This is a genomic window from Anaerosalibacter massiliensis, from assembly GCF_024623155.1.
In the GTDB taxonomy this organism is placed as follows: domain Bacteria; phylum Bacillota; class Clostridia; order Tissierellales; family Sporanaerobacteraceae; genus Anaerosalibacter; species Anaerosalibacter massiliensis.
Window position 1 is genome coordinate 80,921 of sequence record NZ_JANJZL010000007.1, and the last position, 19,516, is coordinate 100,436.

Consider the following 19,516-nt stretch of genomic DNA (forward strand, 5'->3'; position numbering starts at 1 on the left):
GGGCATGTATATTTATGTTTGGTTTAATTGTACTTCTTATAATAATAGCTATAATAGTGTTAAATATTAGAATTGTGCCACAAGCAACTGCTTTTGTAGTAGAGAGGTTAGGAGCTTATAAAGATACTTGGGAAGTAGGATTACATGTAAAAACACCATTTCTTGATAGAATTGCTGCTAAGGTCAGTTTAAAAGAACAAGTAGTAGACTTTCCACCACAACCAGTTATTACAAAAGACAATGTAACAATGCAAATTGATACAGTAGTATATTTTAGTATTACGGATCCTAAGTTATATACTTATGGAGTAAATAATCCATTAATGGCTATAGAAAATTTAACTGCTACAACATTAAGAAATATAATAGGAGATTTAGAATTAGATGAAACATTAACTTCAAGAGATGTAATTAATACAGAATTAAGATCTGTCTTAGATGAAGCTACTGATCCATGGGGAATTAGAATTAGTAGGGTAGAGCTTAAAAATATTATACCTCCTGCTGAAATTCAAGATGCCATGGAAAAACAAATGAAAGCTGAAAGAGAAAGAAGAGAAAAAATATTGAAAGCAGAAGGAGAAAAGAAATCAGCAGTATTAATAGCAGAAGGAAATAAGGACTCAGCTATATTAAATGCACAAGCAGAAAAAGAAGCTTTAATTCTTGAAGCAGAAGCTGCAATGGAAGCAGCTATTAAAAGGGCAGAAGGTCAAGCAAAAGCTATATTAAAAGTTCAAGAAGCTACTGCAGAAGGACTTAAAATGTTGAAAGAAGCAGAGATTGATGATAAGGTTATATCTTTAAGAAGTTTAGACACATTTGCAAAGGTTGCAGATGGTAAGGCAACTAAGATAATAATACCTTCTGAAATTCAGGATATGGCAGGACTTGTTACATCTATAAAAGAAATTGGAGCAGAAGAAGAAAATAAAACAGAATAAGTACAAGGCAAATTTTCGAACTTACTAATACTATGAATAATATTAAAAAGGGGCTATCAGGAAATAGATAGCTAGTAGAAAAACAGTGTGGTAAATTCATCTACATTGTTTTTAATAAAAAAAGGAGATGGATAATAATAACCATCTCTTTTTCCGTTATATAATATGATATTATATAACTACAATGAACAATAATTTATATTATACCGAATATTGTAGCATTTGATTGTAGAAGAATAGAATTAAGAAAGATATCTTCAAAAATAAAGAAATTTCTTAGTGTAGAGGTGGTGCTCTAAGAATAAAAGAGATGTCAAGAGTTTTATGTCTAGAGAGGATGATGTATATGATAAGAGATAATAGATTTTATATTGCAGTGAAAGCGGTAATATTTCATAAGGAGAAATTTTTAGTTATTAAACGATCAAACATGGCGAGGGGAGATCACTATTACTGGGAGTTTCCAGGAGGAAGGTTAGAGTTTGGTGAATCTGTCCTAGATACCTTAAATAGAGAATTACGAGAGGAAGTATCTATTTCAGCTGATATAATACGTCCATTAAGTATATGGAATTTCATGAAAAATAAAAATACAGAAATTGTTGGAATAACGTACCTGTGTAAGACAGATGTAGATAAGGTGAAACTTTCCTTTGAACATGAAAAATATGCATGGATTACTAAGGAAGATTTAAGCAAATATAATATACATCCAAGTGTACTCTCGGATATAAGTACTTGGGATTGGGAGAATATTGTGGGTGAAGTCTAATGTGTTCTAATGAAAATGAATTATATAAAATAAGTTCATTTCGAGAATATTGCGAAAAGAAAAACTTAAATATGAAATTTTTTACATACTGTACTGATTACATATTCATAAATTCAAAATCGTCAACTGCTCCTAAAAGTGCACTGCCTATAATTTTAAATATTTTCTTTGAGAATTGATTTTTCAATATTATAAATACTTCCCAATTAATTCATCATATTTTTTTCTGTATTGATTTGATTATTTTACATAAGAAGTAAAAAAACATGGGCAATAAAGCAATCATAACAATAAATTTTAAAATATCTATCATTAAATCCATTATATCTTAACCTCAATTCTATTTTAAAAAATTAGTGGTCTTTTATATAAGGTTAAAATTTCAACTAATCATGTGAAACATGGAGGTACGGCAATTAAAGACTATTTTCATCATATACCTGAATGATAAATTCAAAGAATAATTATTTCCAATATCTCATTTAAGACCATGTATATTTTTAATACATGGTCTTTCCATTTATCCTTAGTTATAATAGAATATAGGATATGATTATTTTATAGGAAGGTGAAGAGATGAGTTTTGTTGAAGGGTTAAATGATAGACAAAAGGAGGCTGTATTACATACGGAAGGACCTCTTCTTATATTAGCAGGGGCAGGCTCAGGTAAGACTAGAGTGCTCACCCATAGGATAGCTTATATGATAGAGGAAAGAGATGTTTTCCCAAACAATATTTTAGCTATTACTTTTACTAACAAGGCTGCCAATGAGATGAAAGAGAGGGTAGGTAGTCTTGTAGGAGATAAAATAGATGATATTTGGATAGGAACTTTCCACTCTATATGTGTAAGAATTCTTAGAATGAATATTAATAAAATAGGATACGATAGAAGTTTTACAATATATGATAGTGCGGATCAAAGGACTCTTATAAAAGAATGTATAAAAGAACAGAATGTAGATAAGGAAATGTTTAAGGAAAAATCTATATTGGGAGCTATTAGTTCATTAAAAGACAGAATGATGAAACCGGATACCTATATTAATGCAAATATTGGGAACTATTATGATGAAAATGTAGGAAGAATATATGCTTTATATGAAAAAAAATTAAAGCAAAACAATGCATTGGATTTTGATGATTTAATTTTAAAGACTATTGAATTGCTTGAGAAGAATTTAGATGTATTAGATTTTTATCAAAGAAAGTTTAGGTATATATTTGTAGATGAATATCAAGATACAAACAAGGCCCAGTATGAACTTATAAAACTATTGTCTGGAAGATATAAAAATTTATGTGTCGTAGGAGATGATGATCAGTGCCTTATAGAAGGTATGACAGTTGATACACCAAAGGGAAATATACCTATAGAAAAACTAAAAGAGGGAGATGCAGTATATTCACCTTCTGGTTGGGGAGAAGTAATGGAAGGTAGTATAAATAAGGTGATTAATAAGAAATATAAAGGGCCTGTAATAAAAATTGAAACAGAAAGTGGTAAAACTATTAGGACAACTCCTAACCATATTATGTTTGGAAAACTAAATCCCAAATCAGGTATTTATATAGTTTATTTAATGTATAAAAAAGGATTGGGGTATAGGGTAGGTCAAACACAAGGTGTCAAAACAAGAAAAGACAAATATGTAAATGGCTTAATGGTTAGAATAAATCAAGAACATGGAGATAAGGCTTGGATTTTAGAAATCTGTTCAAATAAGGAGAAAGCTTGTTTTTATGAACAACTTTATTCTTTTAAGTATGGAATACCTACTACTGTATTTCATGAAAAAGGTAGGAGTATATCTTTAACTCAGGAAAGCATAGATAAATTATTTAGTGAAATAGATACAGAGAAAAATGTTATAAAATTAATGGATGATCTTTTAATATTTGAAGAATACCCTCATCATAGACCCAATCCTGTAATAAGAGGTGGAACATTAAGACGTACTGTTAATTTAAGTTTTTTTGCAGGTAGGAAAACAGGAAAGGATTCAGGTTGGCATAGTCATAGAATTCATTTTAATACAACTGGAGATGAATTAGAGGAAAAGTGTATAGAGGCGGGTTTTCCAGTAAGAGATGGAAAGAGTGATACTTGGAGAATTGAAACTGAAAGAAAAGAATACGATGAAGCTAATGAATATATAAAAGATATTGAAAAATTATCTAATGATTTAGAAGTGTTTAAAAGAGCTAGATTGACAGCGGATGAATTTTTTAATTATATGCCAGCTTCTCATCTTAAACCAACCATGAGTATAGCCATATTTGAAAATAATGAAATAGTTGAAGATGTAGTAAAAGAAGTGTCTATTGAGGAATACGAAGGAAATGTTTATGATATTTCAGTACCTCATTTTAGACAATATATATCTAATGGAATAGTAGTACACAATTCTATCTACGGATGGAGAGGAGCAGATATTAGGAATATTCTTGATTTTGAGAAGGATTTTCCAGATACTAAAATAATTAAACTGGAACAAAATTATCGTTCCACAAAAAATATATTAACTGTTGCCAATTCCATTATTAAAAATAATAATGAGCGAAAAAATAAAAAACTTTGGACAGACAATACAAATGGAAGTCCAGTAATATTAAGTAAAAGGTTTGATGAAAAGGATGAAGCAAACTTTGCAGCTGACACTATAGAAAAATTAGTAAATGAAGGAAAATATAAATTATCAGATTTTGCTATACTATATAGGACTAATGCTCAATCTCGTGCTTTTGAAGAAATATTTATGAGAAAAAATATTTCTTATAAAATAGTTGGCGGACTAAAGTTCTATGATAGGAAAGAAATAAAGGATATAATCGCTTATTTAAGACTTATACAAAACCCAGTAGATGATATTTCTTTTAGAAGAATTATAAATGTACCTAAGAGAGGTATAGGTGCCGCCACAATAGAAAAGATTGAAAACTATGCTTCTAAAACAGGAGAAAGCTTATATAGTGCTATATTGGATGTAGAAGATATACCAGGAATTTCTAAAAGAGCAATAAATAATTTAACTAAATTTACTGATATGATAAACAAATTTATGGCTATGAAAGAGATTTTAGGCTTAAAAGACTTTATAGAAGAAGTAGTAAATAGTACAGGATATATAAGTGAGTTGGAAAAAGAAGATACTATTGAAGCTACAACTAGAATAGAGAACCTTAAAGAATTTATTTCTGTAGCAGTAGATTTTGAGATGATGGAAGAAGAAGGTAGTCTAGAAGAGTTTTTATCTAGTATCTCATTATTATCTGATGTAGACAATATGGAAGAAACTGATGAATCTGTAACTATGTTAACTGTTCACAGTGCTAAAGGGTTAGAATTTCCAGTAGTATTTTTAGTTGGCATGGAAGATGGACTATTCCCTATGGGCAGAGCGTTAGATAGTGAATCTGAACTAGAAGAAGAAAGAAGGCTTTGCTATGTTGCTATAACTAGGGCAGAAGAACTATTGTATATAACTCATGCTAATTTAAGAACTATATATGGAAATACAACTTATGCAGCATCTTCTAGATTTTTAAAGGAAATTCCTGAATCTCTTGTTCAAGATGGAAATAAAGAAGAAAAGTTAAATAAAAAAGATGGATTAAGTAATATGAATGATAATAAAAAGGAAGTAGAAATAGGTTCTAAGGTAAGGCATAAAAAATGGGGGATAGGCACTGTAGTTCAAATTAAAGAAAGAAGTGGAGATATAGAAATAGTAGTAGCCTTTAAAGAGAAGGGAATAAAGAAATTGCTTCTATCTATAGCTCCAGTAGAAATACTTTAAAAGAGGTGGTGTTCATGAAAAAAACAGAGAGAATGAAGGAACTCATAGATAAATTAAATGATTTAAATTATTATTATTACACATTAGATGATCCAAAAGTAAGCGATAAAGAATACGACAAGCTTTATGATGAATTAGTAAAACTTGAAAAAGATACAGGTATAGTATATTCCTATTCACCTACTCAAAGAGTAGGTGGGGAGGCTCTTGACAAATTTGAGAAATATATTCATAGAGGAAATCTATGGAGTTTAGATAAAAGTCAAAATATAGAAGAACTAAAAAATTGGGATAAAAGAGTCAGAAGATTGATCGATGATTATAATAGGGATAATGAAGATAAACTTCCACAACCTACTTATATTGCAGAATATAAGTTTGATGGGCTAACTATAAATCTTACTTATGAAAATGGTGAGCTTGTTCAAGGAGCTACTAGAGGAAATGGAATAATAGGAGAGGCTATCTTACCTCAGGTAAAGACTATAAGAACTTTACCACTTAAGATACCATTTAAAGGAATAATGGAGATCCAAGGTGAAGGCCTTATGCCTTTATCTGCATTAGAAGAATACAATAAAACTCATGAAGAACCCCTAAAAAATGCTAGAAATGCTGCTGCTGGAGCTCTTAGAAATTTAGATCCTAAGGTTACAAAAGAAAGGAATCTTATAGCCTATTTTTATAATATTGGTTATATAGAAGGTAAAAGTTTTGAAACTCATTTAGAAATGATAGATTTTTTGAAAGAAAATAGGCTTCCTGTGAATAACTATTTAAAAATTTGTAATTCTATTGATGAAGTAATTAAAGAAATAGAATATGTAAATGAAAAAAGGAAAAGTCTAGATGTACTAACTGATGGTGTAGTTATTAAAATAAATGATATGAAAACTAGAGAAGTTTTAGGATATACTTTGAAATTTCCAAGATGGGCAATTGCTTATAAATTCGAAGCAGAAGAAACTACTACTAAATTGCTAAAAGTCCAGTGGAATGTAGGTCGTACTGGTAAAGTAACACCTACAGCAATATTAGAGCCAGTAGAAATTGGCGGAGTAACAGTTAGAAGAGCTACATTGAATAACTGGGATGATATATTAAGAAAAAAGGTAAGATTAAATTCCAGAGTTTTAATTAGAAGGTCCAATGATGTTATTCCCGAAATAATGGGAACTATGGATACAGAAGAAGAAACCTATCCAATAGGAAAGCCTGAATACTGTCCTGCTTGCGGCAGTGAATTAGTCCACCAAGGAGTTCATATGTTTTGTTTAAATTCTTTAACCTGTAAACCACAACTTGTGTCTAGAATGGTCCATTTTGCTAGTAGGGATGCAATGAATATAGAAGGATTCAATGAGAAAACTGCAGAACAGCTATTTGAAGAAGTAAATTTAGTAGATATTCCAGAAATATATGAGTTAAAATATGAGGATCTTATTGGATTAGAACGATTTGGAGATAAAAAGACTAATAATTTACTAAATGCTATTGAAAACAGCAAAAAAACTACATTAGATGCTTTTATATATGCTTTAGGAATACCTAATGTAGGAAGAAGGACTGCATCAGATTTAGCAGATCATTTTAAATCTCTAGAGAATATAATGAATGCTAAACATGAAGAACTTATAACTATTCCAGATATTGGGGATATAATAGCTGAAAGTATTGTAGAATTTTTCCATGATCCTAAATTATTAGAAGGAATAGAAAAACTTCTAAGTGAAGGGGTAGAGCCTATTTATGAAGAAGAGAATACTATTGAAAATTCTTTCTTTAATGAAAAAACAGTAGTCATAACAGGAACTATAGAAGGATATTCAAGGAGAGATTTAAAGGAAATAGTTGAAAGTATGGGTGGAAAAGTAACTGGAAGTGTAAGTAAAAACACAGATTATGTAATAGTTGGAGAAAATCCAGGTTCAAAATATGAAAAAGCTTTAGATTTAGAAATTGAAATAATAGATGAGGAAAAATTAAGAACGATTATATAGTAAATGGAAAGAAGGAACAAGATGGATAGGAAAGAACTAGAAAAAACTATGGGAATTAAAGATTATTTCTTTTTAGCTTTTGGTATATATGGAGGAGCAGCTTGGATAACTACTCTTGGAGGATGGCTTAAATATGGGCCTATAGCTTCAATATTAGGTTTTGTTATCTGTGGTCTAATACTTATTCCTATAGGCCTTGTCTATGGAGATCTTACATCTAAGATGCCTTTAGCTGGAGGAGAAATTGCTTTTTCCTATAAAGCTTTTGGACCTTTTATAGGGACAATGACGGGATGGTTTTTAGCATTAGCTTATATTATAGTATGTCCTTATGAAGCTATTTCAGTATCTTTAGTTATTGAATATATGTCTCCTAGTTTTAAAGTATTACCATTATATACAATAAAAGGATATACTATTTATCTACCTTCTTTAATAGTTGGAACTTCATTTTCCATTTTATTTACTTATTTAAATTATAAGGGAGTTAGGTTTAGAAAGATTTTTCAAACTGTTGTAAGTACTACAATTATAGTATTAGTTATAGTATTTTTAATTTTATCTATACACAAAGGAAATATGGATAATGTAAGACCTTATTTTGCACTAGATGAAAATAATTTTATCTCTATATTTAAGGTCTTAAGTATGGCACCATTTTTTTTAGCAGGTTTTGATGCTATTCCATTGGCAGCAGAAGAAGCTAAAGATAATAGGAGTATTAAAAAAATAAGAGCAATAATTATTCTAGCTATAGCTGTTGGGGTTTTATTTTATTGTGTAACTACTTTAGCCACTTCTTTGATAAATCCTTGGCAGGAAACTGTAAACAGTTCTATGCCCACCTTATATGCATTTACTAATGCTTTTGGAAGTAAGTTTAAAAATCTAGTTATGTTCTGTGCTATTTTAGGACTTTTAAGTACTTGGAATGGTTGTTTTTTTGCAGGAACAAGAATACTATTTGCTATGGGAAGAGGAGGATTGCTTCCTGGCAAACTCGGAAAGGTTCATCCCAAATATAATACTCCATATTTAGCAGTATTATTTACAGGTTTTATTTCTATATTAGGGCCTTTCATTGGAAAGCCTGGTCTTATACCTGCTGTAAACATAGGGGCATTGGCTTTTGTAATAACTTGGCTATCTATAAGTCTTTCAGCTATTAAATTAGGGAAGAAAAATTTATTTATAAAAAAGATAGCTACTTTTGTATGTCTATTTATATTAAGTATAATCCTTATACCCTATTTTCCATCTTCACTATCTTGGCCTACAGAATGGATATTTTTAGGGGCATGGATTTCTATAGGAATGGGAATATATTTTTTCATTGCAAACAAATATAGAAAGATGAGTAAAGAAGAACAGGATTATCAGATACTTGGTAAATATAATAGATAATATGTTATTTGATTTTTTATTTAAATAAATGGTAAAATAAAGATATAGTCTCATTTAGTTAGATCAGAAGGAGGAGGAAAAAAATGATTTCTAAAAAGGAAATAGAACATATAGCTAATCTTTCAAAATTGAAATTCAATAAGGATGAAATAGAGGGTTTTGCTGAAAAGTTTTCGGAGATAATTAATTATGTAGAAAAATTGCAAGAGGTAGATACAAAAGGTGTAGAAACTACTTATCAGGTAAATCCTAATACCCAATTTATGAGAGAGGATAATGTATTAGAAAGCTTTTCAAATGAAGAAGCACTTTCAAATGCACCAGATAAACAATATGGTTATTTTAAATTGCCTAAAATACTAGACTAGAAAGGGTGAAATATTATGGATTTAATAAATCTTTCAGCTACTGAATTGAGAAGAAAGATACTTAATGGCGAAATAAGTAGCAAAGAAGTAGTAGAAAGCTATTTAGATAGAATTGAAAAGATAGAAGATAATATAGAAGCTTTTATTACTTTAGATAGAGAAGAAGCCTTGAAAGCTGCAGAGGAAGTAGATAGAAAAATAGAGAATGGAGATAAGGTAGGAGTTCTTGCAGGGATTCCTATAGCTATAAAGGATAATATTTCAACTAGTGGACTTAAAACTACTTGTGGTTCTAAGATGCTTGAAAATTATATACCTCCATATGATGCTACAGTCATAGAAAATATAAAGAAAGAAGATGGAATTATAATTGGTAAGACCAATATGGATGAATTTGCAATGGGTTCTTCCACTGAAACTTCTTATTTTAAAACTACCAAGAATCCATATGATTTAAATAAAGTTTCAGGAGGTTCTAGTGGAGGTTCAGCAGCGGCTATAGCTGCATGTGAAGTACCACTAGCTTTAGGCTCAGAAACTGGTGGATCTGTTAGACAACCAGCAAGTTTTTGTGGTGTTGTAGGATTAAAGCCTACATATGGACTAGTATCTAGATATGGAGTTGTATCCTACGCTTCATCATTAGACCAAGTAGGGCCACTTGCAAAAGATGTGGAAGGTATAGCCCTACTATTAAATGCAATAACAGGATATGATGAAAAAGATTCTACATCTATAAAAAAGGATAAAGTAGACTATTTGAAAGCATTAGATGAAGATATTAAAGGAATGAAAATAGGACTTCCAAAGGAATATTTTAGTGAAAATGTAGATGAAAAAGTTAAGGGAAAAATATTAGAAGCAGTAGAAGTTTTAAAGGGTTTAGGAGCAGAAGTTGAAGAAATTTCACTGCCTTATACAGAATACGCTTTGGCTTGTTATTATATAGTAGCGAATGGAGAGGCTAGTTCTAATTTATCCAGATTTGATGGAGTTAATTTCGGATACAGAACAGATGACTATTCAAATTTAGAAGAATTATATACCAATACTAGATCAGAAGGATTCGGAGAAGAAGTAAAGAGAAGAATAATGGTAGGTACTTATGTACTAAGTAGCGGATATTATGATGAATACTATAAAAAAGCTCAACAAGTAAGAACTTTAATTAAAAATGATTTTAAAAAGACTTTTGAAAAATACGATATAATATTGGCTCCAACTTCACCAATATTACCTTTTAATATAGGTGATAAGATAGAGGACCCATTATCTATGTATATGTCTGATGTTCTAACAGTATCAGTAAATTTAGCAGGAGTTTGTGCTTTGTCAGTACCTTGTGGATATGTAGAAGGATTACCAGTAGGACTTCAAATTATAGGTGATAGCTTTGAAGAAGAGAAAATACTAAAGCTTGCATATAATTATGAACAAAACAGAGGCATTGATATAGAAATGCCAAGTCTAAGGAGTGAAGAAAATGGCTTATAAAACTATCATAGGTCTTGAAATACATTCAGAGCTTATGACAAATTCTAAAATATTTTGTAATTGTACTACAGAATTTGGTGGAGATATAAATACACACTGTTGTCCTGTATGCTTAGGCCTTCCTGGAGCATTGCCAGTCATAAATAAGAAAGTAGTAGAATATGGTATAAGAGCTGGAATTGCTTTTCACTCAGATATAGCTAGAGAAACTAAAATGGATAGGAAAAATTATTTTTATCCTGATTTAGTTAAAGGATATCAAATATCTCAAGACAATATCCCATTATGTAGTGGAGGATTTATAGAAGTTGAAAAGAAAGATGGTCCTAAGGAAATAAGGATTAGGAGAATTCATATAGAAGAAGATACAGGAAAATCTGTCCATTCAGAAGATGGAGGAAGTCTACTAGATTATAACAGAAGCGGAGTACCACTAATAGAAATAGTTACAGAGCCAGATATGAATTCTCCAGAGGAAGTTAAAGAGTTTTTAGAAAAGTTAAAAGCTACTCTTGAGTATATTGAAGTATCTGATGTAAAAATGGAAGAAGGTTCCCTACGCTGTGATGTAAATATAAATGTAGTCGAAGAAGAAACTGGTGTAAAAACTAGTATTACTGAATTGAAAAATTTGAATTCATTTAAAGCTGTTGTAAAAGCTTTAGAATATGAAGAAAAAAGACATATAGAACTATTGAAAGAAGGAAAAGAAAATTTAAAAGAAACTAGAAGATGGGATGAGGTAAATAATGAAACCATAGTTATGAGAATTAAAGAAGGAGCTGCTGACTATAGATATTTTCCTGAGCCAGATTTAGTAAAAATGGAAATAGAAGAAGAATGGATTGAAAGTATAAAAAAGAATTTACCAGAGTTACCTCATGATAAAAAAGAAAGATTTATGAAAGAATACGATATACCTGAATATGATGCAGGAGTTCTTACTCAATCAAAATATTTGGCAGCTTTTTATGAAGAAACAGTTAAATACTCTGATGATCCAAAGCAAGTAAGTAACTGGATAATGGGAGATGTATTAAGAAGGATTAATGATGAGGAAATAGAAATTAAAGATTTAAAATTTACTTCAAAAGATTTGGGAGAACTATTAAAGCTTATTGAAGATGGAAAGATAAGCAATAATATTGGTAAGAAAGTATTGAGAGATATGTTTGATACTGGAAAATCTCCAAGTACAATAGTCAAAGAAAAAGGGCTTATTCAAATAAGTGATGAAGGAGCTTTAAAAGAAATAGTCGAAAAAGTTATAAAGAATAATGAACAATCAATAATGGATTATAAAAATGGAAAGGATAGGGCATTAGGATTTTTAGTAGGGCAGGTAATGAAAGAGACAAGAGGAAAAGCTAATCCTCAATTGGCAAATAAATTAATACTTGAAATAATTAACGAAAAATGATATTATGTATTCTAATGTTACAAAAAATTAATTAAAACTTAACTGAATTGTAATTGTATTTTTAGTATATATTTAATATATTTAATAATAACGACTATTGGCAACAGCAAAAAAATTCAGAAAACTACAATTCAAAAAGCTCACAACTGGGGTTTGCTCATTTTATTTGAAAGAAATGAGGAAACCCTTTAAATTAAGCAATAATTTTCTAAAAATTCGAAAGAGAGGAGGAGTGTATTGCACTAAGAGCAATATTCATAAAATTCTGACATGGAGGTGTTGATTTAAATGTTAAAGTACACTTTGAAAAGGGGTCTTATGGCAATTCTTACTATATGGGTTATAGTAACTATTACTTTTTTTCTAATGAACTCCATACCTGGAGATCCTTTTACAGATGAAAAGAAAATTCCAGAGGAGATCATGGAAAAACTTAAGAAGAAATATGGGCTTGATGAGCCTCTTCCAGTTCAATATGGAAAATATATGAAAAATTTACTTAGATGGGACTTAGGAGATTCTATGAAGTATAAAAATAGGTCAGTAAATACTATATTAGAGGAAGGATTTCCGGTATCTTTTAAAATAGGAATGTTAGCTATAGTATTTGCAGCTGTAGTAGGAATAGGGTTTGGAATTATAGCTGGACTAAATCGGGGTAAAGCTTTCGACTTTGTAGTTATAATACTTGCAGTAATTGGAGTTTCTGTACCTAGTTTTGTATTTGCAGCTTTATTTCAATATACCTTTGGAGTTAAATTAAAATTATTCCCTGTGGCTAGATGGGGTACACCAGCCCATTATGTAATGCCAGTTCTTGCCCTAGGTATAGGTTATGTAGCTTATATAGCTAGAATGATGAGGACTAGTATGCTTGATGTATTAAATCAAGATTATATAAGAACTGCTAGAGCAAAGGGGCTTTCTAGTATTCAAGTAACCTGGAGACATACTATAAGGAATGCAATTCTTCCGATTGTAACTATACTAGGTGTTTCTATTGCAGGAATAGTAGTAGGATCCTTTGTCATAGAAGATATATTTGCTATACCTGGTATTGGTAAGCATTTTGTTCAAAGTATAACTCATCTAGACTATACATTAATCATGGGTACAACAATATTCTATGCTATTATACTAGTTATAATGATGTTTATTATAGATGTAGTTTATGGTATTGTTGATCCAAGAATTAGACTTGAATAAAGGAGGGAAAGAAATGGCTGAAGTTAAGTCAGAACCAATTGGAGAGTTAGAACTTACTCAGGATATGTTTAAAAAAGTAAAAAAGGATGAAAAAGCTTATGACAAAATAGTCAGGCCTAGCCTTACTTATTGGGCAGATGCATGGAGAAGACTTAAAGAAAATAAATTAGCAATTATAAGCTTGATTATATTGATAATTGTTGTGGCTATGGCTTTTATAGGGCCTCTTATGAGACCCTGGAGTTATGATGATCAAGATTTTTCTGTTATTAACAAAGCACCAGATAGTAAACATTGGTTTGGAACTGATGACTTAGGAAGAGATTTATTTGTAAGGGCTTGGGATGGAGCAAGAATTTCCCTATTCGTAGCACTAGTTTCTACAGTTATAAATGTAACCATAGGAATTATATATGGTGGAATATCTGGTTTTGTAGGTGGAAAGACAGATATGATTATGATGCGTATTATAGAGATTATTTATTCTATACCAACACTTTTATGGGTAATTTTATTGATGGTAGTACTTGGTCAAGGGCTAGGTACTATAATTATAGCTATATCCATTACAGGATGGGGTGGAATGGCTAGGTTAGTAAGAGGGCAAGTACTCCAGTTGAAGCAAATGGAGTTTGTTCTAGCAGCTCAAACATTAGGAGCAGATACTTCTAGGATTATTTGGAAACATTTAATTCCTAATACTATGGGCCCTATTATTATAAATTTAACTTTCCAGGTACCTGGAGCTATCTTCACAGAAGCTATGCTAAGTTACATAGGCCTCGGAATTCCTGAACCTACAGCTAGCTGGGGTACATTAGCACAAAAGGGAACAAAGATGCTTTTAATTCACCCTTATCAACTATTTTATCCTGCGCTTTTAATTTCTATCACCATGCTTGCTTTTAATATTTTAGGAGATGGCCTTAGGGATTCCCTAGATCCAAGGCTAAGACAGTAAGGAGGGAATATAGTGGAAAACTTAAATGAAAACAAATTGCTGCTAAAAGTAAGGGACTTACATGTAGCTTTTGATACTTATGCAGGAGAAGTTAAAGCAGTTAGAGGTGTGAATTTCCATGTGAATAAAGGGGAAACACTAGCTATAGTAGGAGAATCAGGATGTGGTAAATCAGTTACTGCTCAAACCATAATGCAATTAATACCTATGCCACCGGGAAAAATAAAAAGAGGTAGTATATTTTTTGATGGCAATGATTTACTACAGTACAGTGATAAAAAGATGGAATCTGTTAGAGGAAAAGAAATAAGTATGGTTTTCCAAGATCCCATGACTTCTTTAAACCCTACTATGAAAGTAGGAAAACAGATAATGGAAGGTCTTATAAAACATCAAAAAATGTCCAAAGGAGAAGCAAAACAAAGGGCAATTGAAATGCTAAAGATGGTAGGACTTCCTACACCAGAAAAAAGAGCAGAACAATATCCTCATGAATTTAGTGGAGGAATGAGGCAAAGGGCTATGATAGCTATAGCTTTAGCTTGTAACCCAAAACTTTTAATAGCAGATGAACCTACAACAGCTTTAGATGTAACTATTCAAGCACAAATAATAGAATTAATGAAAGATTTACAAATTAAATTAGATACAGCAATTATACTTATTACCCATGATTTAGGAGTAGTTGCTAAGATTTCTGATAGGATAGCAGTTATGTATGCTGGAGTAATAGTTGAAAGTGGTACTAGTGACGAGATATTTTATGAGCCTAAACATCCTTATACTTGGGGACTTTTAAAGTCTGTACCCAAACTTAATGTAGAAGAAAAAGAGAGGCTTATTCCAATATATGGCACACCCCCGGATTTATTTTCACCACCAGAAGGCTGTCCGTTTGCTGCAAGATGTGATTATGCTATGGAAGTATGTAAATCATATTATCCAGAAAAATTTGAAATTACAGACACTCATCTTGTACACTGTTGGTTACAGCATGAAATAGCACCAAAAGTTGAAGAATTTGTAGCTGAAAGGGGGATTAACTAATTATGGCTGAAGAGAAAAAAACCTTATTACTTACAAGAGATTTAAAAAAGCATTTTAATGTAGGAAGAGGTCTTGAGCTTAAAGCAGTTGATGGTGTAAATTTTTCTATAAAAGAAGGAGAGACCTTAGGTCTTGTAGGAGAATCTGGTTGTGGAAAATCTACTGTTGGAAGGACTATTATAGGCCTTTATGAAGCTACAGATGGAGAGGTAATATTTGATGGTATGAATATAGGAGCACTGGATAAAGAAGAGAAGAAAAATTTTACAAGGAATGCACAGATGATATTTCAAGACCCTTACGCATCTTTAAATCCAAGGATGACAGTTACAGATATAGTAGGTGAAGGAATAGATATTCATGGACTTTATGAAGGTAAAGAAAGGCAAAAAAGAATATATGATCTTTTAGAAATAGTTGGACTAAGTAGAGAGCATGCTAATAGATATCCCCATGAATTTAGTGGCGGACAACGACAGCGTATAGGTATAGCAAGAGCTCTTGCTATTGAACCTAAATTTATTGTATGTGACGAGCCTATTTCAGCGTTAGATGTATCTATTCAAGCTCAGGTTGTAAATCTTCTAGAGGATCTACAAGACGAATTAGGTCTAACTTATTTGTTCATAGCTCATGATTTAAGTATGGTAAAACATATATCAGACAGAATTGCTGTAATGTATCTAGGGGCTATAGTAGAAATGGCTGACAGCCATGATTTATATAAAGAGCCTCTTCATCCATATACTAAAGCATTACTTTCAGCAGTACCTATACCAGACCCTGATATAGAAAAAAGTAGACAAAGAATAATGTTAGAAGGAGATGTACCAAGTCCAATTAATCCTCCACCAGGTTGTAAATTTCAAGGTAGATGTAAATATGTAAAATCGATTTGTAAAGAAATGGCACCAGAATTAGAAGAAGAAGGAGAAAATCATTTTGTAGCTTGTCATATGGTTAAATAAAAAAGTAATTTTGTGAAAGTTTATAACATAAAATATATTGAATCGTTACTTTGCCTTGACAATATATTAAATATTCTTTATACTTTTGTTAACGAGATGTAAATAATGGAGACAAATAATTACGAAAATATAATTTTTATTTTAAATTTCTAGGAAAATAAAGAATAAATTAAATCAGCATATAGCTATTTAAATACTATGAAAATATAAATTATTAAAATATTAAAATAGAATTTTATTATTTTAATATCTAATTAAATATTAAAAAATAATGATAAGGGGGAAAGCTTCATGAGAAAGCAAAAGTGGCTATTATTATTACTAGTATTAGTCCTTACATTGTCCTTAGCTTTAACTGGTTGTGGCAAGAAAGAAGAGCCTAAACCAACTGCAAAAGAGGAAGAAGGTAAAGATGATGCTAAAGGCAGTGGTGAGGAAAAATTAGCTGAAGAGCAAGTACTTAGAATTAACTGGAGTCAAGAACCACCAGATTTAGATCCTCAAACAACTACAGACCAAGTATCTTTTTGGATTATAAATGCTGTCTATGAGGGACTTGTAAGGCTGGATCCAGATGGAAATGTACAGCCAGGATTGGCTGAAAAATGGGATGAAGAAGAAACAGAAGATGGTGGAGTAAAATATACATTCCATTTAAGAGATGCACAGTGGTCTGATGGAACACCAGTTACAGCAGAAGATTTTGAATATTCTTGGTTTAGAGCTATAGATCCAGATGTTGCAGCTGAATATTCTTATCAATTAACTGATACTGCTGGAATAAAAAATGCTGGTAAATATTTTGAAGGTGAAATCAAAGATAAAAAAGAAGTAGGAATCAAGGCAGTAGATGAAAAGACTTTCCAAGTAGAACTTGAAAGGGATGTACCGTTTTTCTTAAGTCTAACATCCTTCCCAACATTTATACCAGCTCAAAAAGCAGCTATTGAAGAATTTGGTGACAAATTTGCTTCAGAAACAGATAAAATGGTTTATAGTGGACCATTTGTAATAAGTGAATGGGAACATGAGCAAAAACTAAATTTAAAGAAAAATGAGAAATATTGGGATGCTAAAAATGTAAAACTTGAAGAAATTCATGGTGATATGATTACAGAAAATAATACGGCTATAAACTTATATGAAACAGGAGAATTAGATGTAACTGGAGTAGCTCCGGAATTTTTAGACAACTATAAGGATTCTGAAGAATTTAAAAATTTAGCGGAAGCTACTACTTGGTATATCCAATACAACTGTGAAGATGAGTTTTTGAAGAACAAAAATTTAAGATATGCATTATCTTTAGCTATAGACAAAAAGGCTTTTGTAGACAATGTTCTTAAGAATGGTTCCATATTAGCAGAAGGATTGACTCCTACATTATTACCAGGAAAAGATGGAAAAGAATTTGCTGAAAACCGTGGAAATGTATTGCCAGAATATGATGCTGAAAAAGCTAAAGAATATTTTGATAAAGCCTTAGAAGAATTAGGAACTACTAAAGAAGAACTAGAAAAGCATTTAACATTCTTAACTGGCGAATCAGATGTTGCGAAAAAACAAGCTGCAGCTATACAAAATATGTGGAAACAAAATCTTGGTATAGAAGTTGAAATTGAAGCTGTTGCATTTAAAATACGTATAGATAGATATAATCGTAAAGATTATACTACAACTTTTGCAGGTTGGGGTGGAGATTATAATGATCCACTAACATTTATGGATTTATGGGTAACAGATGGAGGAAATAATGACACAGGATGGGGCAACAAAGATTATGATGAAGCTATAAAGAAAGCTATTGAAGCTGATGGAGATGAAAGAATAGATGCTATGATTGAAGCTGAGAAAATTTTAGCTGAAGAATTGCCTATTATACCTATTTACTATAATGCAAGAAACTTTGTTGAAAAGCCATATGTAAAAGGTATAGCTAGATTCCCAGTAGGAGCTGATACAGAATATAAATGGACACGTATATTAGAACATTAATAATAAAGAGTAAAGATAAAAACAGGAGCTAAAATTTTAGCTCCTGTTTTTATCTTTGGGTTTTTCTTTAAAATAAGGACAATCTTTTAGTGGAGTTCCAGATGAATAGGTAGCATGTTTTAAATTACATACTCCTTCTTCTTGGTAGATACAGTTTTCTGAACAATTAATAATCAAAGGCATGAAACCTCCTTAATTAATTTGTATACATTATTCTTTCCACTTTTCTTTTAAATTATAATGTGTATAAATCCTAAAGTTTTGATAAAACATATAATGTATATTTTAATAAAAAAAGAGAGGAGATTAGATTTGCTCTTTGAAGACTATGAATCTACTGGATTAGTTTATCATATAGCTGATATTAATGATTTAAAGGAAATACTTGAAAAGGGAATTAGATATAATGATAAATCAACTTATTTAAATAGATACTTAGAATTTCATAAATTTTTTGATTTGTTAAAACCAGATTATATTCCAAATTGGGTTATCAGAGAAAAAGCTATTTTTGCTAGTATGAATTTTAAAAAAGACCATTATTTTCATTCTCATAGTGTAGTTTTAGGATTAAAAGTTGACATAGAAAAATGTTGGATAGCAAATGAAAATCTTGCTAATTGTTTATATGAGCCTTTAGTTCTTCAGAAAATAGAGGAGTTTGTAGATGCAAAAAAATATATTGAAAATATAGGAGTTGAAAAAGGGAGAGAATATTGGGAAACTTCATTAAGTTTTATAGATAATCTATCAAAAAGAAAGGATATGATGAAAGATTATGATGAGGAAGTTTTAATATTTCACCCTATTGAAGTAAGAGATATAGTGCCATTATATATAGTATCTGATCATAAGATGCTTACTATAGACGAATGGAAGAAAATATTTAAGGAGCAGACATAAATGGAAGTGGGAAAAGTTCTTAAAAAGGGTATAAAAATATGGAAAGAAAATATGCCAATAAAGGAATCTATAGTAGCTATTTCTAAAATACTGGATATAAATCCTTATGGACTGATATATAGTGACAACATGTCAATTGTAGTGGAAGATAAAAAGATATCAATTATAAAAGAGAGAGTAGAAAATGGGGAATTACTGCTTTATTAAGAGGAATGAAAAAATAAGAAATATTA

The 19,516-nt window shown here is 30.8% G+C and carries 16 protein-coding genes; 15 read left to right on the forward strand and 1 reads right to left on the reverse strand.

The features are described from left to right. Window positions 1-14: 14 nt before the first annotated feature. The 13 genes from NSA23_RS10855 to NSA23_RS10915 all read left to right on the forward strand — a co-directional run bounded on the left by NSA23_RS10855 (window position 15) and on the right by NSA23_RS10915 (window position 18,380). Window positions 15-944, forward strand: coding sequence for an SPFH domain-containing protein (locus tag NSA23_RS10855; RefSeq protein ID WP_042678580.1), 930 nt, complete (start codon window positions 15-17; stop codon window positions 942-944). A 337-nt stretch (window positions 945-1,281) separates the two neighbouring features. Continuing rightward, window positions 1,282-1,716, forward strand: a complete 435-nt coding sequence (locus NSA23_RS10860; RefSeq protein WP_257490543.1) for an NUDIX hydrolase — start codon at window positions 1,282-1,284, stop codon at window positions 1,714-1,716. Between the two features lie 576 nt (window positions 1,717-2,292). Continuing rightward, the gene (locus NSA23_RS10865; protein ID WP_257490544.1) at window positions 2,293-5,517 is read left to right on the forward strand and encodes a UvrD-helicase domain-containing protein; all 3,225 of its coding nucleotides are present in this window, start codon (window positions 2,293-2,295) and stop codon (window positions 5,515-5,517) included. Window positions 5,518-5,531: 14 nt separating this feature from the next. Further along, a complete protein-coding gene (ligA, locus tag NSA23_RS10870) occupies window positions 5,532-7,517 on the forward strand; it encodes an NAD-dependent DNA ligase LigA (RefSeq protein ID WP_042680813.1) in 1,986 nt (661 codons plus the stop codon). 3 nt (window positions 7,518-7,520) lie between these two features. Further along, window positions 7,521-8,921: an APC family permease gene (locus NSA23_RS10875; RefSeq protein WP_257490545.1), complete on the forward strand. Its 1,401-nt coding sequence runs from the start codon at window positions 7,521-7,523 to the stop codon at window positions 8,919-8,921. 83 nt (window positions 8,922-9,004) lie between these two features. Continuing rightward, the gene (gatC, locus tag NSA23_RS10880; RefSeq protein WP_042680817.1) at window positions 9,005-9,289 is read left to right on the forward strand and encodes an Asp-tRNA(Asn)/Glu-tRNA(Gln) amidotransferase subunit GatC; all 285 of its coding nucleotides are present in this window, start codon (window positions 9,005-9,007) and stop codon (window positions 9,287-9,289) included. A 15-nt stretch (window positions 9,290-9,304) separates the two neighbouring features. Further along, window positions 9,305-10,783 (forward strand): Asp-tRNA(Asn)/Glu-tRNA(Gln) amidotransferase subunit GatA, encoded by a 1,479-nt coding sequence (gene gatA, locus NSA23_RS10885; protein WP_042680819.1) that lies wholly within the window; start codon window positions 9,305-9,307, stop codon window positions 10,781-10,783. Next, the gene (gene gatB / locus NSA23_RS10890; protein ID WP_257490546.1) at window positions 10,773-12,203 is read left to right on the forward strand and encodes an Asp-tRNA(Asn)/Glu-tRNA(Gln) amidotransferase subunit GatB; all 1,431 of its coding nucleotides are present in this window, start codon (window positions 10,773-10,775) and stop codon (window positions 12,201-12,203) included. Before gatA ends, gatB begins: the two co-directional genes overlap by 11 nt. A gap of 288 nt (window positions 12,204-12,491) precedes the next feature. After that, window positions 12,492-13,409 carry an ABC transporter permease gene (locus NSA23_RS10895; RefSeq protein ID WP_042680823.1) on the forward strand — a complete coding sequence of 306 codons (918 nt, stop codon included), beginning with the start codon at window positions 12,492-12,494 and terminating at the stop codon, window positions 13,407-13,409. A gap of 13 nt (window positions 13,410-13,422) precedes the next feature. Next, entirely contained in the window at window positions 13,423-14,370 is a 948-nt protein-coding gene (locus tag NSA23_RS10900) for an ABC transporter permease (RefSeq protein WP_042680826.1), read from the forward strand. 12 nt (window positions 14,371-14,382) lie between these two features. Beyond that, window positions 14,383-15,417, forward strand: a complete 1,035-nt coding sequence (locus NSA23_RS10905) for an ABC transporter ATP-binding protein (RefSeq protein WP_042680828.1) — start codon at window positions 14,383-14,385, stop codon at window positions 15,415-15,417. A 2-nt stretch (window positions 15,418-15,419) separates the two neighbouring features. Next, on the forward strand, window positions 15,420-16,385 hold the full coding sequence (locus NSA23_RS10910; RefSeq protein WP_042680830.1) for an ABC transporter ATP-binding protein: 966 nt from the start codon (window positions 15,420-15,422) through the stop codon (window positions 16,383-16,385). Between the two features lie 291 nt (window positions 16,386-16,676). After that, window positions 16,677-18,380 (forward strand): peptide ABC transporter substrate-binding protein, encoded by a 1,704-nt coding sequence (locus NSA23_RS10915; RefSeq protein WP_042680832.1) that lies wholly within the window; start codon window positions 16,677-16,679, stop codon window positions 18,378-18,380. Between the two features lie 36 nt (window positions 18,381-18,416). Here the strand turns inward: NSA23_RS10915 and NSA23_RS10920 are convergent, their stop codons facing one another. Continuing rightward, entirely contained in the window at window positions 18,417-18,563 is a 147-nt protein-coding gene (locus tag NSA23_RS10920; RefSeq protein ID WP_097668027.1) for a hydroxymyristoyl-ACP dehydratase, read from the reverse strand. A 129-nt stretch (window positions 18,564-18,692) separates the two neighbouring features. Between NSA23_RS10920 and NSA23_RS10925 the strand changes: the two genes are divergently transcribed. Together NSA23_RS10925 and NSA23_RS10930 are read left to right on the forward strand one after the other, a co-directional pair. Beyond that, on the forward strand, window positions 18,693-19,283 hold the full coding sequence (locus NSA23_RS10925; RefSeq protein WP_042680834.1) for a hypothetical protein: 591 nt from the start codon (window positions 18,693-18,695) through the stop codon (window positions 19,281-19,283). Beyond that, a complete protein-coding gene (locus NSA23_RS10930) occupies window positions 19,284-19,490 on the forward strand; it encodes a hypothetical protein (RefSeq protein WP_042680836.1) in 207 nt (68 codons plus the stop codon). Window positions 19,491-19,516: the final 26 nt, after the last annotated feature.